At 63.3% G+C, this 25241-nt stretch carries 22 protein-coding genes; 9 read left to right on the top strand and 13 right to left on the bottom strand.

The window, feature by feature from the left end:
• Positions 1 to 48 precede the first annotated feature (48 nt).
• The 8 genes from GOW72_RS13980 to GOW72_RS13945 all read left to right on the top strand — a co-directional run bounded on the left by GOW72_RS13980 (position 49) and on the right by GOW72_RS13945 (position 10706).
• Positions 49 to 3609, top strand: a complete 3561-nt coding sequence (locus tag GOW72_RS13980; RefSeq protein ID WP_170367253.1) for an AAA family ATPase — start codon at positions 49 to 51, stop codon at positions 3607 to 3609.
• A gap of 30 nt (positions 3610 to 3639) precedes the next feature.
• Positions 3640 to 3897 carry a DUF4242 domain-containing protein gene (locus GOW72_RS13975; protein ID WP_093963294.1) on the top strand — a complete coding sequence of 86 codons (258 nt, stop codon included), beginning with the start codon at positions 3640 to 3642 and terminating at the stop codon, positions 3895 to 3897.
• A 105-nt stretch (positions 3898 to 4002) separates the two neighbouring features.
• Positions 4003 to 5418 carry an FAD-binding oxidoreductase gene (locus GOW72_RS13970; protein WP_170367252.1) on the top strand — a complete coding sequence of 472 codons (1416 nt, stop codon included), beginning with the start codon at positions 4003 to 4005 and terminating at the stop codon, positions 5416 to 5418.
• A gap of 105 nt (positions 5419 to 5523) precedes the next feature.
• Positions 5524 to 6339, top strand: a complete 816-nt coding sequence (locus GOW72_RS13965) for an ABC transporter substrate-binding protein (RefSeq protein ID WP_170365764.1) — start codon at positions 5524 to 5526, stop codon at positions 6337 to 6339.
• Between the two features lies 1 nt (position 6340).
• On the top strand, positions 6341 to 7174 hold the full coding sequence (locus GOW72_RS13960) for an amino acid ABC transporter permease (RefSeq protein WP_170367251.1): 834 nt from the start codon (positions 6341 to 6343) through the stop codon (positions 7172 to 7174).
• Positions 7174 to 7905 (top strand): amino acid ABC transporter ATP-binding protein, encoded by a 732-nt coding sequence (locus tag GOW72_RS13955; RefSeq protein ID WP_170367250.1) that lies wholly within the window; start codon positions 7174 to 7176, stop codon positions 7903 to 7905. The genes GOW72_RS13960 and GOW72_RS13955 overlap by 1 nt, the downstream gene beginning before the upstream one ends.
• Before the next feature lie 96 nt (positions 7906 to 8001).
• The gene (locus GOW72_RS13950; RefSeq protein ID WP_170367249.1) at positions 8002 to 9846 is read left to right on the top strand and encodes an amidohydrolase; all 1845 of its coding nucleotides are present in this window, start codon (positions 8002 to 8004) and stop codon (positions 9844 to 9846) included.
• A gap of 41 nt (positions 9847 to 9887) precedes the next feature.
• On the top strand, positions 9888 to 10706 hold the full coding sequence (locus tag GOW72_RS13945) for a M90 family metallopeptidase (protein ID WP_170367248.1): 819 nt from the start codon (positions 9888 to 9890) through the stop codon (positions 10704 to 10706).
• Between the two features lie 7 nt (positions 10707 to 10713).
• On the opposite strand, the gene nadC is transcribed toward GOW72_RS13945, so the two are convergent.
• The 8 genes from nadC to GOW72_RS13905 form a co-directional block, all read right to left on the bottom strand.
• The gene (gene nadC, locus GOW72_RS13940; RefSeq protein ID WP_170367247.1) at positions 10714 to 11562 is read right to left on the bottom strand and encodes a carboxylating nicotinate-nucleotide diphosphorylase; all 849 of its coding nucleotides are present in this window, start codon (positions 11560 to 11562) and stop codon (positions 10714 to 10716) included.
• Positions 11535 to 13127: an L-aspartate oxidase gene (locus GOW72_RS13935; RefSeq protein WP_170367246.1), complete on the bottom strand. Its 1593-nt coding sequence runs from the start codon at positions 13125 to 13127 to the stop codon at positions 11535 to 11537. The genes nadC and GOW72_RS13935 overlap by 28 nt, the downstream gene beginning before the upstream one ends.
• Positions 13128 to 13135: 8 nt before the next feature.
• On the bottom strand, positions 13136 to 14188 hold the full coding sequence (gene nadA / locus GOW72_RS13930; RefSeq protein WP_170367245.1) for a quinolinate synthase NadA: 1053 nt from the start codon (positions 14186 to 14188) through the stop codon (positions 13136 to 13138).
• 143 nt (positions 14189 to 14331) lie between these two features.
• Positions 14332 to 15342, bottom strand: a complete 1011-nt coding sequence (locus GOW72_RS13925) for an endonuclease/exonuclease/phosphatase family protein (protein WP_170367460.1) — start codon at positions 15340 to 15342, stop codon at positions 14332 to 14334.
• The gene (locus GOW72_RS13920; RefSeq protein WP_170367244.1) at positions 15342 to 16382 is read right to left on the bottom strand and encodes an ABC transporter ATP-binding protein; all 1041 of its coding nucleotides are present in this window, start codon (positions 16380 to 16382) and stop codon (positions 15342 to 15344) included. Before GOW72_RS13920 ends, GOW72_RS13925 begins: the two co-directional genes overlap by 1 nt.
• 10 nt (positions 16383 to 16392) lie before the next feature.
• A complete protein-coding gene (locus GOW72_RS13915; RefSeq protein ID WP_170341801.1) occupies positions 16393 to 17277 on the bottom strand; it encodes an ABC transporter permease subunit in 885 nt (294 codons plus the stop codon).
• A 36-nt stretch (positions 17278 to 17313) separates the two neighbouring features.
• The gene (locus GOW72_RS13910; RefSeq protein ID WP_093963282.1) at positions 17314 to 18195 is read right to left on the bottom strand and encodes an ABC transporter permease subunit; all 882 of its coding nucleotides are present in this window, start codon (positions 18193 to 18195) and stop codon (positions 17314 to 17316) included.
• A gap of 63 nt (positions 18196 to 18258) precedes the next feature.
• Positions 18259 to 19566, bottom strand: coding sequence for an extracellular solute-binding protein (locus GOW72_RS13905; protein ID WP_409233626.1), 1308 nt, complete (start codon positions 19564 to 19566; stop codon positions 18259 to 18261).
• A gap of 219 nt (positions 19567 to 19785) precedes the next feature.
• Here GOW72_RS13905 and GOW72_RS13900 point away from each other — a divergent pair, with 219 nt between their 5' ends.
• Complete coding sequence (locus GOW72_RS13900) at positions 19786 to 20799, top strand: LacI family DNA-binding transcriptional regulator (RefSeq protein WP_170359559.1); 1014 nt, start codon at positions 19786 to 19788, stop codon at positions 20797 to 20799.
• A 22-nt stretch (positions 20800 to 20821) separates the two neighbouring features.
• Here GOW72_RS13900 and GOW72_RS13895 read toward each other — a convergent pair whose 3' ends face one another.
• The 5 genes from GOW72_RS13895 to GOW72_RS13875 are packed head-to-tail and all read right to left on the bottom strand — an operon-like array spanning position 20822 to position 25218.
• Positions 20822 to 21595, bottom strand: coding sequence for a LamB/YcsF family protein (locus tag GOW72_RS13895; protein WP_170341657.1), 774 nt, complete (start codon positions 21593 to 21595; stop codon positions 20822 to 20824).
• A 16-nt stretch (positions 21596 to 21611) separates the two neighbouring features.
• Positions 21612 to 22628: a 5-oxoprolinase subunit C family protein gene (locus GOW72_RS13890; RefSeq protein ID WP_170367243.1), complete on the bottom strand. Its 1017-nt coding sequence runs from the start codon at positions 22626 to 22628 to the stop codon at positions 21612 to 21614.
• Complete coding sequence (locus tag GOW72_RS13885) at positions 22625 to 23353, bottom strand: 5-oxoprolinase subunit B family protein (protein WP_170367242.1); 729 nt, start codon at positions 23351 to 23353, stop codon at positions 22625 to 22627. The genes GOW72_RS13890 and GOW72_RS13885 overlap by 4 nt, the downstream gene beginning before the upstream one ends.
• A gap of 8 nt (positions 23354 to 23361) precedes the next feature.
• Positions 23362 to 24657 (bottom strand): TRAP transporter large permease, encoded by a 1296-nt coding sequence (locus GOW72_RS13880; RefSeq protein ID WP_170367241.1) that lies wholly within the window; start codon positions 24655 to 24657, stop codon positions 23362 to 23364.
• 9 nt (positions 24658 to 24666) lie between these two features.
• Positions 24667 to 25218, bottom strand: coding sequence for a TRAP transporter small permease (locus GOW72_RS13875; protein WP_342355384.1), 552 nt, complete (start codon positions 25216 to 25218; stop codon positions 24667 to 24669).
• Positions 25219 to 25241: the final 23 nt, after the last annotated feature.

Genomic DNA, 25241 nt, shown 5'->3' with positions numbered 1-25241 from the left:
TTATTCCTCACGCTTGATTGACGAATTGCAACCACGCATGATCCGTCAATGGGGTTCACGGTCAAAACATGGCTGAACGATCTTGGTCTGGGCCAATACGCAGAGACCTTTGCGGAAAATGACGTTGATGCACGCGTATTGCCTCTGCTGACCAATGACGATCTCCGAGAGCTTGGAGTCAGCCTCGGACACCGCAAGGTCATTCTGGCTGCCGCCCGCGTCCTGTCTGATGAACAAACGCCCGAGCAGCCAACATCTGACATCGCAGCAGCCGCAGCCGAAATACGGCCCGACACGGATGGGCAACCGTCGCGCGCTCCGGCCGAGCGGCGCCATCTGACGGTCTTTTTTGCCGATCTCGTCGGCTCGACCGAATTGACCAACCGGATCGACCCCGAAGACATGCGGATCCTGTTGCAGCGATACCAGGATTCCGTCGCAGGTGCCGTCAGCCGGTATGGAGGATATGTCGCCAAATACCTTGGCGACGGGCTGCTGGTCTTTTTCGGGTGGCCCCGCGCCTATGAGGATCACGCCATTCGGGCCGTCAAAGCTGGTCTCGAAGCCGTGCGAAGGGTCCGGCAGATGACGACGCCCGACGGAACCCCGCTCGCCGTGCGCATCGGCATCGCCAGCGGCGACGTGGTTGTCGGTGATGCGATCGGTGAAAACTCGTTCGAAGAAGGGGCCATGACCGGACCGGTGTTGAACTTGGCCGCCAGGTTGCAGGAAAAAGCCCCGGCAAACGCCGTCGTCATGCCCCGTGCAGACCTGACAGGGTCGTTGGATGGCGTGTTCGAGGTTTCATCCTTGGGCAGCGTGCCCCTGAAAGGCTTCGATGTCGCGCACGACCTGGTTCAGGTCATGGGTGAGCGCAGCGCCGAAAGCCGGTTCCATGCGGTTCGCGGGGATGGAGCCCACGGGTTCCTGATCGGCCGCAGTTTTGAAAAGGGCATCCTTCTGCAATCCTGGAAACACGCGCAGGACGGCAAAGGCGAAGTGGTCCTGCTGTCAGGTGAAGCGGGAATCGGCAAGTCGCGCCTGATCGAGGAGTTTCTGCAGGACGAAAGCGTGGTCCATCAGGCCGACATCATCAGACTGAACTGCTCACCCTATCTGACCAGCAGCCCGTTTCACCCGGTTGCCGAACGGATTTCACAGGATGCGGGCGTCGACCCGGATTTTGACGACGACAGGGTGCAGGAGAGTGTTCACGCCATGCTGGCCCAGCGGCAAGGACTGGATCTGGACCTTGTTCTACCTGCCTTCGCCGCTTTGGTCGCCCCGCGCAGCACCTTGGCCCAGCAGGTCCTGCAACTGTCGCCCCAGGAACAGCGAGACCTGACGATCCAAGCGCTGATCACCACGGTAAAGGCCCGGGCCGTCCAACGTCCGGTCATCCTGTTTGTCGAGGATGCCCATTGGATCGACGCCTCGACCCACGCGTTGCTGGATCGTTTCAAAGCGTTGTGCGTCGACCTTCCCCTTCTGATCGTGATCACGCATCGCCCCGGCTGGGAAATGCAGAAGACCGAAGGGGACAGCCATGTGCAAACCCTGCACCTAGGGCGTCTTGATGCCGAGCAGGTCGCCCATCTGGTGCAACGTGTCTCGGGACGCGATCCGGATCCGGAATTGGTCGACCTGATTGTCGACAAAACCGACGGCGTGCCGCTTTTTGTCGAGGAACTGACCCGCGCCATACACGAAACCGGCGGGGTCGGTGTGAACGTGCCCGCGTCCCTCAGCGGAGCGTTGATGGCCCGGTTGGACGCCGTATCGCCCGACGCCAAACAAACGGCTCTTGCCGCGTCGGTTATCGGGCGCGAGTTCGAACCGGCTCTGCTTGCCGCGTCGATGCCGGAAGCCCCGGCAGAGCTCGACACTTGTCTGGCTGAGCTGTGTCGCGCTGGACTGGTCTTTGAAAGCGGGCACCACAAAGGGCACTATGTATTCCGCCATGCATTGATCAGGGACACCGCCTATCAGTCCATGCTCAGCAGCACGCGCAAGGCCCAACACGCCAATGTCGCCCGCGCGCTGATGCAGTTGCGGTCGGCCGAGATTGAACGACGCCCCGAGTTGGCCGCCCGGCACCTGACCGAGGCCGAAGACTGGGCTGCCGCCTATGACCGGTGGCGCGCGGCGACAGAAATGGCCCTGTCACGGTCGGCCAGTCAGGAAGCCCTGGCCAATGCGACGGAAACCCTGAAGGCCGCGCAAAAACTCGGCGACGAAAAAAGCCCTCAGACGATCGTTGGAAACCTGCTGCTTGGGCGCAGCTACGACAGCGCAGGCAGGTTGCCGGAAGGAATCGCCAAACTGAAGGAAGCCTCGGACGCCGCCCGGCACTCAGGCCAGACGGACCTTGCTGCCGACGCGGCGCATCACTTCGCCGATTCATGCATGATGGCCGGTCAACGGCACGGCCAGGCGATCAGCCTGTGCTTCGAGGCATTGGACAGCCTGCCGCCGACAGATGAGGTTCGGCGGTGTCGTCTGATGGCCCAGATCGCCCGCGCCTACATGTTCATCGGCGACTTTGCCGAGGGCACTAAATATGGCCAGCAATGCATGGAACTGGCCGCCCGGCTGGGCGATCACAAATCCCGGTTCGCCGTCATGATGACCCGCTTCGGCGCTCCCTTCGTGGCGCGCCAGGGCGAAGATCGGCTGAACTGGCGCAAGAACCTCGAATCCATGCACGAAGTGGCGGAAAAGCTTGGAAACATCGATCAGGGTCGCGACCGTACCCTCAGCCTGTTTGTCGGTGCCGAGATGGCGGACCGCCAGTTGGTCGACACCTCGTTGAAACTGCTGACCGAGATTTCGGACAAGGACAACCACCGACAGTTGTACTGGGTCCAGATCCATGCCCGTGCAATGGTGGCCATACTGGATGGCGATTTCGAACGCGCCGAGACCTATGCGAGCGAAGCCGTCAAAATCGGGCGGCAGACACACGGCGCCCATGTCGAGGGTGTCTACGGCGTTCAGATGTTCACCATCCGGCGCGAGCAGGCCCGGTTGCATGAAGTGGCCCCTGTGATCAAGCGGCTCATGTCCGACAGCCCCGGCGAAACCAGCTGGAAACCCGGATTCGGCCTGATAGCCGCCGAACTGGGGTTTCGCGAGCCCGCCGAGCGTATTCTCAATGAGATCGCGGACACCGGTTTTGACCTGCCGCAGGACGCGATGTACTCGACCACCCTGTCCTATCTGGCGGATATCTGCGTCGCGGTCGAGAACACGCACCATGCCCAAACGCTGATCGACAAGCTGCTGCCCTATAGGGACCTGACGATCACGGCCGGCGCGACAACCGTCTGCACCGGATCCGCGGCCCGGCGGCTGGGAGCCCTGTCCGCCGTGTTGGGTGATTGGGACACCGCCGACGAGCTGTTCGAAACCGCGATCCAAGTGGACACAGCGATGGCCGCACCGCCGTGGATCGCCCACAGCAATGCCGCGCGCGCCTGGGCTCTTCGCCGTCGCGGTCGCGCTCAGGATCTGCGCTCGGCCCTGTCGCTTGAGGCCGAAGCGTTGGCAACTGCCCGGGAATTGGGTATGGTTTCCCTTAGGTCAAAACTTGAAGGATCCGCGTCTTAGACTCCGAGCACATGCGCAGGGGGGTGCATAATGCCAAGGTACATCATCGAACGGAACTTCGCCGAACAGCTTGAGCTTGGCGACGATGACAAGGTAAAGATCAAGGAAATCAACGACGAAGAAGGGATCGAGTGGATTTTCTCGTTCCTGAGCGCGGACAAGCGAAAAACCTATTGTCTATACGAGGCGCCGGACGCGGAAAGCCTACGCAAGGCGGCAAAGCGTCTGAACATTCCGGCTGACGTCATCACGCCAGTTGATCGGATCGATCCCGGCATCTTCGCCTGACACGACCAAATTTGCATTGCGCGCCCTTCGCTCGAATGGGGCGCGCAACCCATTGCCCGAGGCAGCACCGCAGGAAACCTGTCCACCTGATCTGGAGGACTGATCATGTTTGACCTGATAACGCTGAACGGCAGCACCAAAACCGTGGACCAAGAAGCGCTGGACGCTTTGGACGCGTCGCTGCGTGGATCCGTCTTTCTTCCCAGCAGCCCCGAATACGATAGTGCCCGCACCACCTGGAACAGCATCGTCGACCGCAAACCCGGCTTTGTGATCCGGGCGCTCGGGGCCAGCGATGTGCAAAAGGCCGTGAATTTCGTGCGCGAGGCAGGGCTGATCATGTCCGTCCGATCGGGCGGTCACCAGATCGCCGGACATGCGGTAGCCGATGATGCGGTGATGCTGGACCTGTCGCAGATGAAATCGGTGCATGTCGACCCGAAAGCGCGCACCGCGCGTGTGGCGCCGGGCGCGGTTCTGGGTGACGTTGACAGAGAGACGCAGGCGCACGGGTTGGTGATTCCGACGGGCATCAACTCGACCACCGGGATCGCCGGGCTGACACTGGGCGGCGGCTTTGGCTGGACAACGCGCAAGTTCGGCATGACCATCGACAACCTGATCTCGGCCGAGGTTGTTCTGGCCGATGGCTCGATCGTGACCGCGTCGGAAAGCAGCCACCCGGACCTGTTCTGGGCCATTCGCGGCGGTGGCGGCAATTTCGGCGTGGTTACCTCGTTCGAGTTCCGTCTGCACCCGCTGGGGCCGCAGGTGCTGTCCGGCCTTGTGGTGCATCCGATCGAGCAGGGCCCCGCCCTGCTGCCCGAATACGCGCGGATCGCTGACACTGCGCCTGACGAGCTGACGGTCTGGACGGTGATGCGCAAGGCCCCTCCCCTGCCCTTCCTTCCCGAAGACTGGCACGGGCGCGAGGTGCTGATCTTTGCCGCCTGCTATGCCGGGCCCATCGAAAACGGCGAAGCCGCGATGGAGCCGCTGCGCGCCCTCGGGGACCCGATCGTGGACGTGATCTCGCCGCACGCCTTCGTCGACTGGCAAGCCGCTTTTGACCCCCTGCTGACCCCCGGCGCAAGAAACTATTGGAAAAGCCACGATTTTGATGCCCTGCCCGCGGATGCAATCACAGGGCTTCTGGACAGTATCTCGACCCTTCCGGACCCGTCCTGCGAGGTGTTCATTGCCCATGTCGGCGGTGCGATGGCCCGGGTCGAGGCTGCGGCGACAGCCTATCCCCAACGCTCGGCCCATTTCATCATGAACGTGCACACCCGTTGGGAAGATCCGGCCAAGGATGACACCTGCATCGCCTGGGCGCGTGCGCTCTATGATCGCATGACGCCGCATGCAACCGGCAGTGCCTATGTCAATTTCATGCCAGCGGACGAGGCCGATCACCTGTCCGGCGCCTACGGGGCAAATGCCACGCAGCTGTCGCGCATCAAGGGGCGGTACGATCCCGGCAACCTGTTCCGGGTGAACCACAACATTCCACCCGCGTGACGGCTTGAACTTCTTGCGGTGTCTGGCATAGACCGCGACCAACTGGACAGGGTCGGCGGGCAACACTACCGTGGGCCCGACATTCCCAACAGGAGACCCAGATCCATGTCCAAGATGCTTTCGATCGCGGCCGCAACCCTTGCGTTCACCGCAACTTCGGCCCTTGCGGACGGGCACTGCGCCGCGGGCAAGACCCTGACCGAGGGCAAGTTCACCGTGGCCACCGGAAACCCGGCCTATTACCCGTGGGTGATGGACGACGCGCCCGAATCCGGCCAGGGCTTTGAAGCCGCCGTCGCCTATGCCGTGGCCGAAGAGATGGGCTTTGCCGCGGATGACGTGGTCTGGGTCCGGTCGTCCTTTGACGAGGCGATCCAGCCCGGCGCCAAGAATTTCGACGTGAACATCCAGCAATACTCGATCACGCCCGAGCGCGATCAGGTCGTTGATTTCTCGGCCCCCTATTACACCGCGCCGATGGCGGTTCTGGTCAGCGCAAACGCCGTTGAAACCCCGCCCACGCTCGAGGCGCTGAAGGGCCTGCAATGGGGCGCGGTCGGGTCGACCACCGCAGTGCCGAAACTGGCCAGCGTGATCCAGCCGGATGCGGACCCGCTGCTCTATGGCGACAATGCCGATGTGAACGCGGCCATGACCGCCAACCAGATCGACGCCGCGCTGTTCGACCTGCCTACCGCCCTGTTCCTGAGCGCGGTGATGATCGAAGGGTCCAAGGTGATTGGCCAGTTCCCTGCCGATCAAGGCGACAACCCCGACCAGTTCGGCATGTTGATGGAGGAAGGCAACCCGCTGAAATCCTGCGTGGATGCGGCCATCGCCGCGCTGACTGAAAGCGGCAAGCTGGCCGAGATCGAGGCCAAATGGCTGCAGGACACGACGGGCGTTCCGCTGATCAAGTGACATGACACAGAACAGAACGGCGGGCCCGACCCGCCGCGAACTTTTTGAGGCGCAGCAGCGGCGGCGGTCGATCCGGATCGCCGCGACCAGCACCGTTCTGGTCGTCGTTGCGCTGATCGTGCTGGTGCCGTTGGCGCCGGGCTGGGCCAAGGTCCAGCAGAGCTTTTTCAACGGCGAAGTCCTGGTCAAGACCTTCCCGAAGCTGCTCGAGGCCTTCAAGATCAACGTGATGATCTTTGCCTGGTCGGCACCGGCGATCGCTGTGCTGGGGCTGCTGATCGCGCTGGCCCGCGACACCAAATCGCCCGCGCTGTTCCCGTTGCGCATCTTCGGCGCGGCTTTCACCGACATCTTCCGTGGCGTGCCCGTGATCCTGACCGTCTATCTGATCGGCTTCGGCATTCCCGGCTTGGGCCTGACCCGGCCATGGAACTCGCCCTATATCTGGGGATCGCTGGCGCTGATCCTGACCTATTCGGCCTATGTGGCCGAGATTTTCCGCTCGGGCATCGACAGCGTACACCACAGTCAGCGCGCCGCCGCCCTGTCGCTGGGCCTGACCGAGGGTATGGTTATGCGCGATGTGGTACTGCCGCAGGCCGTCCGCAACGTCGTGCCGTCGCAGATGAACATGCTGATCGCGCTGCAAAAGGACGTGTCGCTGCTCAGCTTCATCGGCCCGGTCGAGATTTTCCGCCAGGCCGGCGTGTTCAAGTCGCTGCTGGCCAATTTCACGCCCTATGTGGGCGCGGCGATCATCTTCCTGATCGTGACCATCCCGGCGACGCGCTATGCCGACCACCTTATGGCCAAGCAGATGAGGGAGCGGCGTTGATGTCGAAACTGAACCTGCGCAACGTCGTCAAACGCTTCGGCGACCGCACCGTCTGCGACGGCATCGACCTGACCGTGGACGAGGGGCAGATGGTCTGCCTGATCGGCGCTTCGGGGGCGGGCAAATCCACCGTTCTGCGCTGTATCAACCTGCTCGAACCGATCGAGGATGGCGAGATTCTGCTGGACGGGGTCGACATTTCGGTGCCGGGTCTGGATCCGCAATCGGTGCGCGCGCGCATCGGCATCGTGTTCCAGAGCTTCAACCTGTTCCCGCACATGACGGCGCTGGACAACGTGATGCTGGCGCCGCGCCGCGTGCGCGGCCGCACGCGCGCCGAGCTGCTGCCCCAGATCGAAGAGATGTTCGAACGCTTCGGGCTTGCCGACCGGATGCACAACTATCCCGACCAACTATCTGGTGGACAGCAGCAGCGCGTCGCCATCGTGCGCGCCCTGGCCATGCAGCCCGAGGTGATGTTGTTCGATGAGATTACCTCGGCTCTGGACCCGCAATTGGTGGGCGAGGTTCTGGACGTGCTGCTGATGCTCAAACAGCAGGGCATGACGATGGTGATGGCCACGCACGAGATGGGCTTTGCCCGGCAGGCCGCCGACAAGGTGTGTTTCCTGCAGAACGGCCGCATCGTCGAGGAAGGCCCGCCCGAGCAGCTGTTCGATCACCCGCAGCAGGACGACACACGGCAATTCCTGTCGCGCGCGCTCAAGTGAACGCCGACGTCGGATCGACAACTGAACATTGCACGGGCCGGACGCCAACTTCGTGCTAGACTCCAGCGCATTGCCATATGCTGCTGGAGGTTCGGAATGCGTCTTTTGTCCCTGTCTGCCGTGAGCGTTGCTGCGGGTCTGACCCTCGGCAACATGTCTTTGGCCCAACAGCTCGCGGACACGATCTATACCGGCGGTCCGATTTTGACGATCGATGACGCCCGGCCCACGGTACAGGCGGTCGCGGTCAGGGATGGGCGGATCATCGCAGCAGGTGAACTGGCCGAGATACGCAGCCATCAGGGCGACGACACGACGATCTTTGATCTGGACGGGCGCGCGATGCTGCCCGGTTTTGTCGACAGCCACGGCCACGTCGTCATGGGCGGTTTGCAAGCCCTGTCGGCGAACCTGCTGGCCCCACCGGATGGCAAGGTCACCGACATTGCCAGCCTGCAGGCGGCGTTGTCCACGTGGGCCGAGGCCAATAACGACACGGTCGAAGCGATGGGGATGATCATCGGCTTTGGCTATGACAACGCGCAACTGGCCGAACTGCGCCACCCCACGCGTACCGAGCTGGACGCGGTCTCGCGCGATGTTCCGATCATGATCATCCACCAATCGGGCCATCTGGGGGTGGGCAATTCCAAGGCGCTTGAACTGGCTGGGATCACCGCAGAAACCGAGAACCCGCCCGGAGGCGTGATCCGAAGAGACGAAGCTGGCGAGCCGAACGGCGTGCTGGAGGAATACGCATTCTTCGGCGCCTTGGTGCCCCTGCTTGGCGCTGTCGGCGAAGACGGGCTGCAGACTTTCGCGCGCGCCGGCAGCCGGATGTGGGCGCGCTTTGGCTACACCACCGCGCAAGAGGGACGCTCCTCGGGCGCGGTGGTTCGGGCCCTGCGCCGGGTGGCCGCGGACGGCGACCTTCCGATCGACGTCGTGGCCTTTCCCGACATTCTGGAATCGCGCGATTTCATCGCGTCGGACGCCTCGCGCACCTATGCCGACCGGGTGCGAGTCGGCGGGTGCAAGCTGACAATCGACGGCTCGCCGCAAGGATTTACCGCGCTGCGGGATCGGCCCTACTACGATCCGGTCGGGGATTACCCGCCCGGCTATGCCGGATACGCCGCCATCACGCGCGAGCAGTTGCAGGATGCGGTGAACTGGTGTTTCGAGAACGGTCACCAGATCCTGACCCATTCCAATGGCGAGGGCGCCACGGATATGCTGGTCGCCGCCATCGACGAGGCGCGGCTGACCTATGGCGATCCGGGCAACCGGCCGGTTCTGGTGCACGGTCAGTTCCTGCGCGAGGATCAGGTGGCCAGCCTCAAACGATTGGGCGTGTTCCCGTCGCTGTTTCCGATGCACACCTTCTACTGGGGCGATTGGCACCGCGACCACACGGTCGGGCCGGTCAATGCCGACAACATCTCGCCGACCGGCTGGGTGACCGAACGCGGCATGATGTTCGGTACGCATCACGACGCGCCTGTAGCGTTTCCCGACAGCATGCGGGTTCTGGCCGCAACGGTCACCCGGCGCACCAGGTCGGGCGACATCCTAGGCCCTCACCAGCGGGTCGATGTGATGACAGCGCTCAAGGCCATGACGATCTGGCCGGCATGGCAGCATTTCGAGGAAGACCAGAAGGGCTCGATCGAAGTGGGTAAGCTGGCCGATTTCGTGATCCTTTCGGATGACCCGACCGCGGTCAACCCCGAAACGCTGGCCCAGCTTCGGGTGCTGACCACCATCAAAGAGGATGCGGTGATCTTCGACGCCGATACGGCGGTCAAGGAGGGACGACTGGACCGACGCCCCCTTGCCCCCGACCCGGTGACGGCACATCTGCTGCTGCATGCGCTGTATCAGGGCATGGATGTCGAACGGCCTTGGCTGGCGAACTTCACGCAGCCCTCGACCGAATGAATCGGCTTTCCGAGGTGGGGCAATAGAGATACCGTCGCCACATGGTGCTGTTTCTGAGCCTTTTTGCGGCAATCGCCGGTCTGGTGGTCTGGTATTTCTGGTCGAAGTCCAGGGCCAGGGCCGCGCTGCTGCTAACACCGCTGAGCGATGAGGAGCGGCGAACCATCCATGCGATGGTGCCGATCCTCGAGCGGTTGCCTGCCAAGTTGCGCGCCACTTTGGAAGGCAAGATCAACCTGTTCCTGAATCAGGTCGATTTCATCGGCTGCGACGGGCTGGAGGTCACGGACGAGATGCGTCTGTCGATCGCCGCACAAGCTTGCCTTTTGGTCGTCAACTCGGACCAATGGTACGACAATCTGACGACGGTCCTGATCTATCCCAATGCCTTCAAGTCCCGCCAACAGCGGCACAGCGGCTATGTCGTGACCGAACAGGAGATCATCCGTACCGGCGAAAGCTGGGACCGGGGGCCGGTGATCCTGTCCTGGGCGCACAGCCGGCAGGGCGCGGCAAACGATCATGACGGACACAACGTCGTGTTTCATGAATTCGCGCATCAGTTGGATGATCTGTCCGGCGGCACCAACGGTGTGCCAGTTCTGGCCAGAGATCAAAGCTATGCCGAGTGGGAACGTGTTTTTCTGGCCGCGTATGACGCGCATCTGCACGCGGTCGAGACAGGCCGGCGCACGGTGATCGACCCCTATGGCGCCACCGGACACGAAGAGTTCTTTGCCGTCACGGTCGAGCTGTTCTTCGAACGCCCCGAGGCCCTCAGGGATACCGCGCCCGAATTCTACGGGCAGCTGTCCAAATACTTCCGGCTGGATCCAATCAAATGGCCGAAACCGTCATGATCTATGATCAGAAATCCAGACCCAGATCGATTGTCCGATAGGAATGGGTCAGCGCCCCGGACGAGATATAATCGACCCCAGTGGCCGCGATCTCGGCCACCGTCCCCACGGTGACATTGCCTGACGCCTCGGTCACAAGACGTCCGTCCACCATCGCCACGGCCTCGGCCAGCATGTCGGGCGTCATGTTGTCCAGCAACACGACATCGGCGCCGCCGATTTCCAGAACCTCGGCCAACTGGTCCAGCCGGTCCACTTCGATCTCGACCTTCATCATGTGCGACGCACGCGCCTTGACCGCCTCGAGCACCGCGCGCACCCCGCCGGCGGCGGCGATGTGGTTGTCCTTGATCAGAATCGCATCCGACAGCGAATGGCGGTGATTGAACCCGCCGCCATGCAGCACGGCCAGTTTCTCGACGATGCGCAGGCCCGGGGTGGTCTTGCGGGTGCAGGTAATGCGCCCCTTGGTCCCGGCGGTCTGCGCCACCAGCCCGGCGGTCAGGGTCGCCACCCCGGTCAGACGACCGGCAAAGTTCAGCGCCACGCGTTCGCCGGACAGGATCGAGGCCGCGCTGCCGGCGATCTCCATGAGGGTCTGGCCCTTGGTGCAACGGTCCCCGTCCGCCACAAGCGGCGTGATCTTCAACGTCGGGTCCACCAGCCGGAACGCCAGGGCCGCAACCTGCATGCCCGACACAACCGCATCCTCGCGCGCGTTCAGCCGTGCGGCATAGGTCACGTCCGCCGGGATCACGGTGCGGGTAGTGATGTCGCCGCAGGTGCCCAGATCCTCGGTCAGGGCGGCGCGGACCATCGGTTCGAGGATCAGGTCGGGGACAGTGGCATGATGCATTTTGCGGTTTCCTTGAAGATTTTCGACCGCAGCGCCACGGCCTCGTCCAATGTCAGATCAGACCGCCGCCCCGGCCCTTCGGCCGTAACCGGACAATCCGACCGATAGTGCGCGCCGCGGCTTTCGGTGCGCATCAGCGCTGCTGCCGCGATCAGCGTGGCGGTTGCGGTCATGTTTCGGAACAGGTGCGACTGGCCGTGCAGCGACTCCAACTCGGCGATCCGGCCCAAGGCGCGGCGCAGCCCGTCGGCGTCGCGGACCACCCCCACGCCATCAGTCATGACCTGGCGCAGTTCGGCTACGGCTTGGGGGTCGGGGTCGGTGCCGCCGGACGGCAGGCGCAGCCGCACCTCGGGCGCGTCGGCCACCGTCAGGGTGCCGGCGATATCACGGGCGCAGGCGCGGGCAAAGACCAGCGCCTCAAGCAGACCGTTCGAGGCCAGCCGGTTCGCCCCGTGCAACCCGGTCGAGGCCGCTTCGCCACAGGCCCAGAGCCCGGCCAGCGAACTGCGGCCGTTCAGGTCGGTGGCCACGCCGCCCATGTGGTAATGCGCCGCCGCCGCCACCGGAATCGGTTGAGTTACGGGGTCGACACCGTTGCGCAGGCAGGCCTCGGTCACCGCCGGAAACTGACTGCGGATCGCCGCGCCGATCGCTGCGCGCGTATCCAGCGCGGGCCGGTTGTCGGCCTTGGTTTCCAGATAGACGGCGCGCGCCACGACATCACGCGGGGCCAGTTCGGCATCGGGGTGGACACCTTGCATGAACCGTTCGCCGTGGCGGTTGATCAACACGGCGCCCTCGCCACGCAAAGCCTCGGTGGCCAGAGGCATCGGGTCTTCGCCCACGTCAATCGCGGTGGGGTGAAACTGAATGAACTCGGCATCGGCGATCCGGGCCCCGGCCCGTGCGGCCATGCCGATCCCCTGCCCGCGGATGCGCGCCGGGTTGGTGGTGCGAGCATAGAGCCCCGCCGACCCGCCCGTGGCCAGTACATGTGCCGCCCCACGCAGCAACACCGGTTCGGCCCCCGGCGCATCTGTCGGCGCCAGATATACGCCCGAGACCTTGGCCCCGTCGCTTTCCAGCCCCACGGCCAGCGCCCCTTCGATCACCTGGACCGAAGCACGCCGCCGAAGCTCGGCGATCAGGGCGCGCATGATCTCGGCACCGGCCTGGTCGCCTTTGACACGCACCACGCGGGCCACCGAATGCGCAGCCTCCTGCGATTGGATGAACCCGCCATCGGCGTCCCGGTCGAACCCGGTGCCCAGATCGGAAAGGTCCAGAATGTGATCCCGCGCCGCGCGGGTGACGAACTCGGCCACCTCCTGCAGGACCGATCCTGCGCCGGCGCGCATCGTGTCGCGGGCATGGGCTTCGGGGCTGTCGGACGGGTCCATCGCCGCCGCCACCCCGCCCTGCGCCCAGGCCGAACTGGCACCCGAGCCCAGCGGCTCGGGCGAGATCATCACCACCGGGTGCGGGTCGAGCTTGAGCGCGGTATAGACCGCGGCCAGCCCGCCGCCGATGATGACCACCCGAGGGGTCGAGACCGTCTGCATCGCCCCGATCAAATTCCCAGCTTGCGCGACAGGTCGATCATCCGCTGAACCGAAAGGCGCGCTTTTTCCGCCACGTCGGGGTCAACCTCGACCTGACCGGTCATGGTGTCCAGCGCATACAGCACCTTTTCCAGCGTGATCTTCTTCATGTAGGGGCACATGTTGCAGGGGCCGACGAAATCGACCTGCGGCAGCGCGTCGGCGATGTTCGACGCCATCGAACACTCGGTGATCAGCATCGCCTTTTCGGGCTGTTCGTCGGTGACGTATTTGATGATGCCGCTGGTAGACCCGGAGAAATCGGCCTCGGCCACCACGTCGGGCGGGCATTCGGGATGCGCGATCAGGCGGGTGCCCGGGTTCCATTCGCGGAACTCGCGCAGGTCCTGCGCCGTATACTGTTCGTGCACGATGCACGAGCCTTCCCACCAGACCACGTTCTTCTGCGGCACGTCGCGGGCCACGTTCTGCGCCAGGTACTGGTCGGGGGTCATGATGACCGTGCCGCTGTCCATCGCCGCCACGATCTGCGCCGCGTTGGACGAGGTGCAGCAGATGTCGGATGCCGCCTTCACCTCGGCCGTGGTGTTCACATAGGTCACGACCGGCGCGCCGGGATAGCGGCGGCGCATCTCGGCAATGCCTTCGGCGGTGATCGACTCGGCCAGCGAACAGCCGGCCTCCATGTCTGGCATCAGAACCGTCTTTTCGGGGCTGAGGATCTTCGAGGTCTCGGCCATGAAATGCACACCGCATTGCACGATCACGTCGGCCTCGACCTCGGTCGCCTTGATGGCCAGCTGCAGGCTGTCGCCGACGAAGTCCGAAATGCCGTGATAGATTTCGGGCGTCATGTAGTTGTGGCCCAGGATCACCGCGTTGCGTTCGGCTTTCAGATCGTTGATCGCCTTGACATAGGGCGCGTAGATCGCCCAATCCGCTGGCGTGACGACTCGCGACATGCGGGCGTAGATGTCGCTCATGCTGGCGGCCAGCTCGGGCGACGGGGTCAGATCGAATTTCTCGGCAAGATGCGCGCGCTGCGCGGGGAGGTCAAACACTGGACTGGTTTTCCGCCTGTTGAATAGGTGGCCTCGTTCTTATGGGGTTTCCAAACCGTTTTCCACAGTCGAACCGCGAAAAAACGCCCCGAAATTCATCGGGACGTTGGGCCACGTGACCAAATATCGCGGACAGGCCGGAGTCACCCGGCGTCAGGCACCTCAACCGCGCACCAGACGCAGTCATGATCCGAGAGCGGCTTGGCGTCGGCGGTCAGCGACGACAGCAGACCCCGGTCGCGGCAGATCAGCCCCTTGCCGGCGAACCAGTCCAGCTTCATCACCCGGTCCGGGTGCGGCGTGATCAGGCTGGGCCGGGTGGTGTGGCCTTCGGTCGTGAACTCCCAGGAAAAGCCGCGCTGCTCGGCCAGAGCAAACAAGGTTTCCCGGCGCCAGTCGAAATCCGGTGGCAGGTGGTTGCCGGTATTCAGATCGCCACCGATCAGCACCGGCATCCCGGGCGCAAACTCATCGAGCGCATCCAGCAGAAGCTGAAACTGCGCATGCCGATGCGCGGCCGCGGCGTTGCTTTCCAGATGGGTGGAAACCACGCATACAGGCCCATTCTCGGTCGCGACTTCCGCAGCAATCGCCATTCGGCCACCCAGCCGCGGCTGTTGCGGGTCCGACGCCCCGGACTCGGCCGCAAACCAGTGGCCATGGTCGTCAAGACGGATCATGGCCACGCGTTTGAACGGAACCGAGGACAGAATCGCGTTCCCATGCCACCCGAGGGTGTTGAAATCATCCTTGCAAAAAGCGCGCTCGGTCGGACCGCCCAGATCCAGTTCGTGGAACTCAACTCCAAAGGCGTAGGCCATACCCAGCTTGTCGGCCATTTCTGCCGTCGTGTGACGTTGACCGGTACGGGACATACCGTGGTCCACCTCGGACAGCAGAACGATGTCCGGGGTCACAGCCGCCAGGTGGGCTGCGCTTTCTTCGGGGAACAGGCAACGTTCCACATTCCAAGCCGCAGCCGAGAAACGTGCACCCAGAACGTCCCGGGTTGCGTTTCCGCCCAGTTGCACCGCGTTCATCGCCGGTGTCTGCGCCATCAGGGCGCGGTGCGCCTCGGCCGTTCGCGGCGCTGCCAATATGCGGTCTCGGACATCATCCGAGACCGGCGGCAAAGACGACACGATGTTCGTGATCACAGGGCTTTTCCGGTTTCCGGGTGGAACAGGCTGATCGCGTCGGGCTTGAGTGAGATCCGCGTTTCTCCGGGCGCGGCTTCGACATCCTTGCCCACGTGGATCGTAAACTCCTGATCCGCCAGACGCCCGTGCAACAGGCGGTGCGCGCCAAGCTCTTCGATGATGTCGACGTGAAAGGCGATCGAACCCTCAGCCCCGATCAGTACATCTTCGGGCCGCACACCTACAGTCACCGCGCCAGACCCTTCGGCCGTGGCAAGCACTGTGTCGCCGTTGATCATCACGCGGCCGCCCTCCAGACGCGCGCCGATCAGGTTCATCGGCGGAGCGCCCATGAAGCTGGCCACGAAGGTCGAGGCCGGGCGGTGATAGATCTCGGACGGGGTGCCGATCTGTTCGATCCGGCCCGCGTTCATCACGATGATGCGGTCGGCCATGGTCATCGCCTCGACCTGGTCATGGGTGACGTAGATCGAGGTGACGCCCAGACGCCGCTGCAGCGCCTTGATCTCGATCCGCATCTGGTTGCGCAACTTGGCGTCCAGGTTCGACAGCGGCTCGTCAAACAGGAACAGCGCCGGATCACGCACGATGGCCCGCCCCATGGCAACCCGCTGGCGTTGACCGCCCGAGAGTTGCGAGGGCTTGCGATCCAGAAACTCGTTCAGGTTCAGCATCGAAGCGGCTTCGGCCACCTTGCGCTCGATTTCGTCCTTGGGCGTCTTTCGATTTTTCAGACCATAGGCGATGTTCTTGCGCACGGTCATATGCGGGTACAGCGCATAGTTCTGGAACACCATGGCGATGTCGCGATCGGCCGGATCGACGTCATTCATGACGCGGCCATTGATCGTCAGTTCGCCTTCGGTGATTTCTTCCAGGCCGGCCACCATGCGCAGCAGTGTGGACTTGCCGCAGCCCGACGGGCCGACAAGAACCACGAATTCGCCATCACCGATGTCGAAACTGGACGGGGTCAGCGCCTCGGCGCCGTTGGGATAGATTTTTCGGATGTTCTTCAGGGATACCTGAGCCATTGATTCTGCCTTACTTGTCGGATTCCGTCAGGCCCTTGACGAACCAGCTTTGGAAAAAGATGACGACCATGACCGGGGGGATGATGGCGATGATCGCCAGCAGGTTGGCCCGGCCGTATTCGGGAATGCGGTTGCCCTCCAGCACCTGAGTGATCTGCTTGATCCCGCGCACCAGGGTGAACATGTCCTCTTCGGTGGTGATCATGGTGGGCCACAGATACTGGTTCCACCCGAACACGAACATGATGATGAACATCGCCGCAATCATCGTACGCGACAGCGGCACCAGGATGTCGATGAAGAATTTCACTGGGCCGGCGCCGTCGATCCGCGCGGCCTCGACCAGCTCTTCGGGAACCGAGCGGAAGAACTGCCGGAAGAAGAACGTGGCGGTGGCCGAGGCGATCAGCGGGATGATGAGGCCCTGATAGGTGTTCAGCATCCCCAGTTTCTGCACCACTTCGTACGAGGGCAGAATGCGCACCTCGAGCGGCAGCAACAACGTGGTGAAGATCACCCAGAAAGCCAGCGTGGCAAAGCGCAGCCGGAAATAGACGATCGCATAGGCCGCCATCATGCCGATGATGATCTTTCCGAGGGCAAAACCGATGCCCAGGATGAACGAGTTCTTGAGCATGTTCATGCCCGTGTTCTGGCCGGAAAAGCCCGAGGCCTCGAACATTGCCTTCTGGAAGTTGGGGCCAAGTTCGTCCCCGATCGTCAGGCTGGGTCCGGTCTTGATCACCTCGACATCCGGAACGGTCGTCATCTGGAAGATCATCAGCAGCGGCAGCATCATGAACAACGATCCGACGATCAGGATCGTGTGATCCAGGATCGTGGACAGTCGGATGCCGCGCTTTCGCGTTTGGGTGGGTGAAGTGGCGGACGCCATCGCAGGGGTATGTGCTTCGGTCATTGTCTGCCCTCCTTACGTGTAGTGGATGCGGCGTTCGACCAGCCGGAACTGGAACACCGTCAGGGCCAGAACCAGCACCATCAGAACGACCGACTGCGCCGAGCTGCCACCCAGGTCGTTGCCGCGGAAGCCGTCCACATAGACCTTGTAGACCAACGTCATCGGGTTGTTGCCCGGCTCACCCTTCACCATCGTGTCGATCACACCGAAAGTATCAAACAATGCGTAGGTGATATTGATGATCAGCAGGAAAAACCCGGTCGGCGCCAGCAGGGGAAAAGTCACGTCCCAGAACCGGCCCGTGGATGAGCGGTTGTCGATCAAAGCCGCCTCGCGCACCGATCGCGGGATCGATTGCAGGCCAGACAGAAAGAAGATGAAATTCACCGGAACCTGTTTCCAGACCGAAACGATAACCATCGCCGTGGCGGTGTCATTGAAATTCACGCCCAGTTTGAAATCCCACCCGATCGAACGCGCCAGTTCGGTCAATGGTCCCCAGCTCTGGTTGAACAGGATCAGGCCGATGAAACCCGCCACCGGCGGCGCCACGGCATAGACCCACATCAGCAGCGTGCGATAGGTCTTGGCGCCGCGCAGCACATTGTCGGCCTTCACGGCCAGCAACAACGCGATCGACAGCGAAAAGAACGTGACCAGAACGGTGAAGATCACCGTGAACCAGGCAATACTGAGATACTCGGAATTCCCGGCAAGGTCGCTGTAGTTGTCCAGCCCGACGAAGGTAGACCCAAACCCGAACGGATCCTGAAGGAAGAACGAAGACTGCACCGCGTGGGCGGCAGGCCAGTAGAAAAAGACCGCGATGATCAACAGCTGCGGCAACAGCAGAAGAACCGGCAGCCAGCGAGTGGAAAAACCAGCGCGTTTCATGAAAACTCCGAAAAAGGGAGGACGGTCGCACTTCTGCGACCGCCCGTTTCTTGGCGAGTGGGATCAGCTCTGGGTCTTTGCGAAACGCTCGAGCAGACCGTTGGCTTCGTCCTCGATCGCCTTGAAGGCGTCCTCGACCGAGGTTTCACCGGTCAGGATGCGGCCATATTCGCGGTTCATCACGTCGCGGATCTGGACGTAGAAGCCCATGCGATAGCCCTTGGTGTTTTCACCAGCAGGCAGCGACAGCTGTTTGATGCCGACCTCGGCCGCCGGAGCGCGGTCATAGTGACCATCGCCCTTCGCCATTTCATAGGCGGCGGTGGTGATCGGAACATAGCCGGTCTCGCGGTGCCACATGTACTGGGTTTCGGGCTTGGTCAGGAACTCGAAGAATGCCGCGGTGGCCTTGTTTTCCTCGTCGCTCTTGCCAGCCATCGCGAACAGGGCCGCGCCACCGATGAAGGTCTGCTTGGGTTCTTTGGTCACAGCTTCCCAATAGGGCAGGAAGGTGGCCGAAAATTCGAACGGCAGGTCCTTCTTGGACAGGCCGCCGAACGAACCGGACGAGCCCAACCAGATGGCAACCTTGCCTTCTTCGAACGGCGTCTGGTTGTCGCTCCAGCCGGTGCCGTACCATTCGAAGAACCCGTTGTCCTTCCAGTCTTTGACGGCGCTGAAATGTGCCTTGATCGCGTCGTTGTTGACAAGAATCTTGGTGCCGTCAGCGCCTTCATAGCCGTTGTCGTTGGTGGCAAACGGCAGGTCGTGGCGCGAATGGAAGTTCTCGGTGAAGATCCAGGGCAGATGCGACTGCGACAGGCCGATATAACCGGCCTCTTTCAGCGCCGGCGCCGTCACGGTCTGGAACTCTTCCCAGGTTTTCGGCGGCGTCACACCCGCTTTTTCCAGCGCATCGACGTTGTAATACATGATGGGCGAGGACGAGTTGAACGGCATCCCGATCATCTTGCCATCGCTGTCGGCATAGAAGTAGCGAACGCCCGAGATATAGTCTTCGATGTCGAACGCAACGCCGTTCTGTTCCAGCAGGTCCTGAACCGGAACGGTCGCGCCCTTGGCGCCAATCACGGTGGCGGCGCCGGCGTCGAATACCTGCAGGACGTTGGGCTGTTCACCCGCACGGAATGCGGCGATGCCGGCGGTCAGGGTCTCTTCATACGTGCCCTTGAAAACCGGCGTGATCTTGTAGTCGTCCTGGGACGCGTTGAAATCCTCGGCAATCTGGTTGACGGTGTCACCCAGGGCTCCTCCCATGGCGTGCCACCAAGTAATCTCGACTTCGGCCGAGACCGTATTCGCTATCATCGCGAACGCGGCAGCAGCAGCACCTGTTTTGACGTTTATCATGTAGTTCCTCCGATTCATGTTGCGCCCCTACGGGCGGGCCAAAGCCCTGGAAACTATGGGGTATTTTCCCCGATGACATATTTCACATCCAGAAAAAGGCTGACACCTTTCGCAAAATGTGCACACGTGTTCACTAGCTTCCAACCGTGACAGTTTGATGAAAGATTCGATTCATTGCAAGAATGTTGAAACCCTCTGAACAGGCGAAACGCAAACCGCATGTGTAGCGAGAGAAACAAGGACGCAAAACGCCCCCGGCGCGCAACGGCCCAGACCGTTGCGGACCTTGCGGGCGTCTCGCGTTCAGCTGTTTCGCGCGCTTTCACGCCCGGTGCCTATGTCGATTCCGAGAAGCGTAGACGGATCCTCAAGATCGCAGCCGATACCGGGTATCAGCCGAATGCCCTGGCCGCTGGCCTCAAGGCCGGGCAATCAAATTTGGTCGCCGTCTTCGTCGGCAACATGCGCAGCCCCTACGACTCGGCCTTTGTAGGTGAACTGGCCCAGGCCCTGAGCGGGTTGAAGAAATGGCCCATTCTGATCGACCGAACCGGCGCCAACACGGATCAGGCGCTGCGAGAGCTGCTGCGCTATCCGTTGGACGCATTGATTCTGCGCGGCGGCAGCATGTCCGAAGAGATCGTCGACAGATGTGCGCGGTTCGGCATCCCGATGATCTCGTCAGGCCGTCCCGTTCAAGGGCCCCGTGTCGACAATGTCTGCTGCCGCAATGCCGATGGCATGACCATGATCACCGACTTGCTGATCAGCCGGGGGCGGCGCCGGTTCGGGTTTCTCAGCGGACCCGAGGAGTTCTATTCGTCTTCACGGCGACGCGCCGGGGTCCTCCAGGCGCTGGATCGGGCGGGGCTTGACCTCGTGGCCGAACACCCGACTGATTACTCGGTCGACAGCGGATACGGCGCCGCGCGCAGTCTGTTGTCCCGCGCCTCTCTGGATGCGCTAGTCTGCGCCAATGACGCCACGGCGATCGGGGCGCTATCGGCTGCGCGCGATCTGTCTCTGAACGTACCCGGCGATTTGGCGATTGTTGGTTTCGACGACATCGCCATGGCGAAATGGCCGACATTCCGCCTGACGACAGTCCGGAACCCCATCGACGCCGCCGTTGACGCGATCATCGCGTTGCTGGAGCGTAGGCTCGTCGATCCCGGACGTCCCGAAGAGAGTATCTTTTTGGACCCCAGCGTCATCGAACGCGAGACGCATTGAACAGCCGCGTCGATCTAGAAGCCTAGGCAGGGCCACCGGCGAACTGCTTGAGCTCAACCCCGCTCTTCTGCAGGGCATGGCGGACACCGGCCGCAATCGACACCGCCGTGGGCGTGTCTCCATGCAGGCAGATCGTGTCGATGCGGGTCGGGATATGCTTGCCGCTTTCGGTGATGATCGCCCCGGCCTTGACCATCTCGACCATGCGCGCGGCGGCACGGTCGGGGTCGTGGATCACCGCGCCGGGCAGGCTGCGGTCGACCAGAGTGGCGTCATCGTTGTAGGCGCGATCGGCAAAGATCTCGCAGGCCACCGGACAGCCCAGGTCTCGCGCGGCGCGCTGCTGGGCGGTTCCGGCCAGAACCATGATGATCAGATCCGGAGCCACCGACAGCGCCGCCTCGTAGCATGCCCGCGCCATCGCCTGATCCTCGGACGCCATGTTGGCCAGCGCGCCGTGCAATTTCAGATGGCGCACCTGTCCGCCGGCCGCCCGCGCCATCGCCTGCGCCGCGCCGACCTGATAGCGGATCAGGTTCTGCAGCGACGGCAGGGGATAGTGCATCCGCTGACGCCCAAAGCCGTGCAGATCGGCAAAGCCGGGATGCGCGCCGATGCCCACGCCGTTTTCGACCGCCTGCGCCATCGTCGTGGCCATCACGTCCCAGTCGCCCGCATGAAACCCGCAGGCCACGTTGGCCGACGTCACGATCTTCAGCAGCGCCGCGTCATCGCCCATTTTCCAGGGGCCAAAGCTTTCGCCCATATCGGCGTTCAGATCGACTTGATGTGCCATGACACAGGCTCCTTTTCTACAAAACGTCCTCTTCGCGGGCGATGGCGCCGCTGATCAGTTGATAGGATAGCAGGTCGGACATGCTGCGCGGATCGCGGATCAGCGGGCGTAGCGCCCGGGGTAGCGCGGCGCGGGTTTGCGCCGCGGCGCGCTCGGCAGTCACCGCTTCGTCCAGCGACACGAAGCGGAACCGCAGGTCGGCCCCGGCCGGGGCCTGCGCCACCTTGGGCAGGTCGCAGGGCAGAACGGTGCCGATGCGGGGATAACCGCCGGTGGTCTGGCACTCGGCCAACAGCACAAAGGGCGTGCCGTCGCCGGTGACCTGGATGTCACCCGGCACGATGGTTTCCGACAGCACGCTGCGCCCGCCCGAGACATGAAAGCCCGGTCCGTCGCTTTCCAGCCGCACGCCCATGCGGTTGGCGCGCGCGTCCCGGCGAAACGCGGTGTTTTGCAGCCGCTCCAGAACGTCGGCGGCGAACAGGTCGGTCTGGAAACTGGCCACGATGTGGATTTCACCGCCCGAGAACCGGTCCTCGGGGTCGAAGGTCATGCCGGTTGCACCGCCCGCGTCCAGGCCGATCGCCAGCCGGTCCCCCGCCTTCAGCACGGCTCCGATCCCCGCCGTCAGATGCGCCGAACGGGCGCCAAGAACCGGGTCGCCCTGCACCCCGCCGCCGATGCTGAGGTATCCATAGCTGCCGGCTACGGCCGGCCCAATGCTGAGCCGGGCGCCCGCAGGCAGGAGGTGCGAGGCGTTCCAGACTGCGGTCGCGCCGTCGATCTGCGCCCGCATCCGCGCGCCAGTCAGGGCGATGCGCAGGTCCTGATCAGCCTGAAATTCGCCGCCCATACCGGCCATTTCCAGGGCGGCAAGACTGTCGGCCTGTCCCAGCAACGCTGCGCCTTCGGCCAATGCAAGCCGGTCCACCGCACCACCGCGCGACAGGCCCATGTCCAGATAACCGGGTCGCCCCATGTCCTGCACCGTCAGGCCGGCCCCCGCGCGCAATATGGTCAGATGCGTGCTCATGCCAACGGCTCGCAACTGGCGCCGCCGCGCGGATCGCTGCGCATCCGCGCCAGCGTTTCCGGGTCGGTGGGGGTGAACTGCACCTCATCCCCGGGGCGCAGCAGGAAGGGTTGGGGCATATCAGGCTGGAACAAACGGATGGCGGTCTGGCCCACATGTTGCCATCCGGTCGGCGTGGTGACCGAGAACAGCACAAGCTGCCGCAGCGCCACCACCAGCGCGCCTTCGGGTACGCGCGGGGTCAACTCCTTTTGCCGGGGGATGTCCCAGGCGGGCGGCAACTCACCCAGATATGGCTGACCGGGAGCAAAGCCGATGGTCTGCACCCGTACCCGCGCCTCGGACAGCGACCGGACCGCCACGGCCTCGGACAGGCCCGCCGCCTGCGCCGCCTGCCCCAGCTGCGGCGCCAGATCCGTGCCAAAGACGGTGGGCACCCGCCAGAACCTGCGCCCGCCGGGCAGGTCGGCAGCGTACCAGTCGCGCTGGTCCAACAGCGTCTGCACCTGCCGGTGCAACGTGGCGTGTGTCAGGCGCAGCGGATCGAACCGGACGAAGGCCGAGACCAGCGAGGACGAGGTTTCCTCGACCCCCGCCCAGCCCTCCGCCTCGAGCGCGGCGCGAAAGGCGAGCGCTGCGCGGTTGGCCGGTTCGCTGAGTGCGGCGGCAAAGCTGATCAACAGCCCGTCCACGCCGGCGGTACGTATGATTGGAAAATCCTGCATCGCCCCCGTCACATCTGGTTCGGCAGATAGGTCACGATGCCGGGAAAAGCCACGATGATCACCAGCGCCACGATCATCAAGAAGAAGAACGGCAGCGCCGCATGCGCCACCCGCAGGATGTCGCGCCCGGTCAGCGATTGCAGCACGAACAGGTTGAAGCCGACCGGCGGGGTGATCTGCGACATCTCGACCACGATCACCAGGAAGATGCCGAACCACAGCGGGTCGATCCCCGCCTGCATCACCATCGGCATGATGACCGAAGCCGTCAGCACCACGACCGAGATCCCGTCCAGAAAGCATCCCATGATCACGAAGAACACGGTCAGCGCCGCCAGCAGCGTGAAGGTGGACAGGCCCAGCGACCTGATCCATTCCGCCAGAACACGCGGAATACCGGTGAAGCCCATCGCCACGGTCAGGAACGAGGCCCCTGCGAGAATGAAGGCGATCATGCACGAGGTCACGGTGGCCCCCATCAGCCCGTCGAAGAAACTGGCCCGGGTCAACGTGCCCTCGCGCCAGGACAGCAGCAGCGCCAGCACCACGCCCACGGCGGCCGCATCGGTGGGCGAGGCGATCCCGGCATAGATCGAGCCGATCACACCGACGATCAGCAGGATCACCGGCACCAGTCGGCGCGAGCGACGCAGTTTTTCCGCGAAACTCGCCTGGATGTCCTCGGTGGGCAGGTTGGCGCGGTTGATCAGCGCCCAGATTGCGACATAGCCCACGAACAGCCCCACCAGCAGCAGTCCCGGCAGAACTCCGGCCACGAACAGACGGGCGATGGATTGCTCGGTCGCCACGCCATAGACGATCAGGATGATCGACGGCGGGATCAGCAGGCCCAGCGTGGCCGAGCCGGCCAGCGTACCGATGATCATCTTCTCGGGATAGCCGCGTCGCGAGAGTTCCGGAATCGACAGCTTGCCGATCGTGGCCGCGGTGGCCGCAGACGACCCCGACACAGCCGCAAAGATCCCGCAGGCAAAGACGTTCACATGCAGCAACTGCCCCGGCAGCCGGTTCATCCAGGGCGACAGGCCGGTGAACATGTCTTCGGACAGGCGCGAGCGGAACAGGATCTCGCCCATCCAGATGAACAACGGCAGTGCCGCCAACGCCCAGGAATTGCTGTGCCCCCACAAGGTGGTGGCCATAACCAGCCCCAGCGGCGCATCTGAGAACAGCGCCATCGCCGCGATCCCGACCCCCAGCAGCGAAAACGCCACCCACAGCCCCGACCCCAGAAAGGCGAACAGCAGAACAAGAAGAATGATGGAAAGCGTGGCAATCGACATCTGCTGACCCTATTCGCTCAGAAGGTTTTCGCCCTTGCCGTCCCAGCTGGGCGCGCGGCCCGCCAGCAGGCCGACAAGTTCGTCGAACAGGGCAAGAGTCAGGATGGCCAGCCCCAGCAGGACCGGCATCTGCACGATCCACAACGGCACCGAGACCATGCCCGGGCTGCGGTCGCCATATTCCAGCGACTCCAGAACCAGCAGGCCCAGATACCAGGTGGCATAGGCACTCATGGCCAGGGCAATCGTGACCACGCAGATCTCGGTCAGGCGGCGCGGTCCCTTGGGCATTCGCCCGATCAGAAGCGTCACCCGGATATGCCCGCCGGCGCGCAGCGCATAGGCCAGCGCCAGAAAGCTGGATGCGGCCAGAAAGAATCCGGTGAAATCGGCATAGGACGGGATGGTCAGGCCCACGCCCTGCCCGGTCAACGCGGCCCAGATCTTGTCGGCCAGGTTCAACCCGACCTGCGCAAAGACCAGCACGACGATGGCCAGAATGAACAGCGCCGCCAATCCGCCGGCCGCACGATAGATGAAATCAAGACTGCGCCGCAGCATCGCCATCCCCTCCCCTTGTTGTC

It is taken from the genome of Ruegeria arenilitoris, from assembly GCF_013032855.1.
Taxonomy (GTDB): domain Bacteria; phylum Pseudomonadota; class Alphaproteobacteria; order Rhodobacterales; family Rhodobacteraceae; genus Ruegeria; species Ruegeria arenilitoris.
The sequence above is the reverse complement of the archived record's forward strand: the minus strand, read 5'-3'. Positions and strand labels throughout refer to the sequence as shown.

Coding starts and splice junctions, on each gene's coding strand:
- GOW72_RS13980 (WP_170367253.1), top strand. CDS start 49: ATGGGGTTCACGGTCAAAACATGGCTGAACGATCTTGGTCTGGGCCAA.
- GOW72_RS13955 (WP_170367250.1), top strand. CDS start 7,174: ATGTCGAAACTGAACCTGCGCAACGTCGTCAAACGCTTCGGCGACCGC.
- GOW72_RS13880 (WP_170367241.1), bottom strand. CDS start 24,657: ATGTCGATTGCCACGCTTTCCATCATTCTTCTTGTTCTGCTGTTCGCC.
- GOW72_RS13910 (WP_093963282.1), bottom strand. CDS start 18,195: ATGAAACGCGCTGGTTTTTCCACTCGCTGGCTGCCGGTTCTTCTGCTG.
- GOW72_RS13950 (WP_170367249.1), top strand. CDS start 8,002: ATGCGTCTTTTGTCCCTGTCTGCCGTGAGCGTTGCTGCGGGTCTGACC.
- GOW72_RS13945 (WP_170367248.1), top strand. CDS start 9,888: ATGGTGCTGTTTCTGAGCCTTTTTGCGGCAATCGCCGGTCTGGTGGTC.
- GOW72_RS13970 (WP_170367252.1), top strand. CDS start 4,003: ATGTTTGACCTGATAACGCTGAACGGCAGCACCAAAACCGTGGACCAA.
- GOW72_RS13960 (WP_170367251.1), top strand. CDS start 6,341: ATGACACAGAACAGAACGGCGGGCCCGACCCGCCGCGAACTTTTTGAG.
- GOW72_RS13920 (WP_170367244.1), bottom strand. CDS start 16,382: ATGGCTCAGGTATCCCTGAAGAACATCCGAAAAATCTATCCCAACGGC.
- GOW72_RS13915 (WP_170341801.1), bottom strand. CDS start 17,277: ATGGCGTCCGCCACTTCACCCACCCAAACGCGAAAGCGCGGCATCCGA.
- GOW72_RS13895 (WP_170341657.1), bottom strand. CDS start 21,595: ATGGCACATCAAGTCGATCTGAACGCCGATATGGGCGAAAGCTTTGGC.
- GOW72_RS13905 (WP_409233626.1), bottom strand. CDS start 19,566: ATGATAAACGTCAAAACAGGTGCTGCTGCTGCCGCGTTCGCGATGATA.
- GOW72_RS13885 (WP_170367242.1), bottom strand. CDS start 23,353: ATGCAGGATTTTCCAATCATACGTACCGCCGGCGTGGACGGGCTGTTG.
- nadC (WP_170367247.1), bottom strand. CDS start 11,562: ATGCATCATGCCACTGTCCCCGACCTGATCCTCGAACCGATGGTCCGC.
- GOW72_RS13965 (WP_170365764.1), top strand. CDS start 5,524: ATGTCCAAGATGCTTTCGATCGCGGCCGCAACCCTTGCGTTCACCGCA.
- GOW72_RS13875 (WP_342355384.1), bottom strand. CDS start 25,218: ATGCTGCGGCGCAGTCTTGATTTCATCTATCGTGCGGCCGGCGGATTG.
- GOW72_RS13900 (WP_170359559.1), top strand. CDS start 19,786: ATGTGTAGCGAGAGAAACAAGGACGCAAAACGCCCCCGGCGCGCAACG.
- GOW72_RS13975 (WP_093963294.1), top strand. CDS start 3,640: ATGCCAAGGTACATCATCGAACGGAACTTCGCCGAACAGCTTGAGCTT.
- GOW72_RS13890 (WP_170367243.1), bottom strand. CDS start 22,628: ATGAGCACGCATCTGACCATATTGCGCGCGGGGGCCGGCCTGACGGTG.
- GOW72_RS13935 (WP_170367246.1), bottom strand. CDS start 13,127: ATGCAGACGGTCTCGACCCCTCGGGTGGTCATCATCGGCGGCGGGCTG.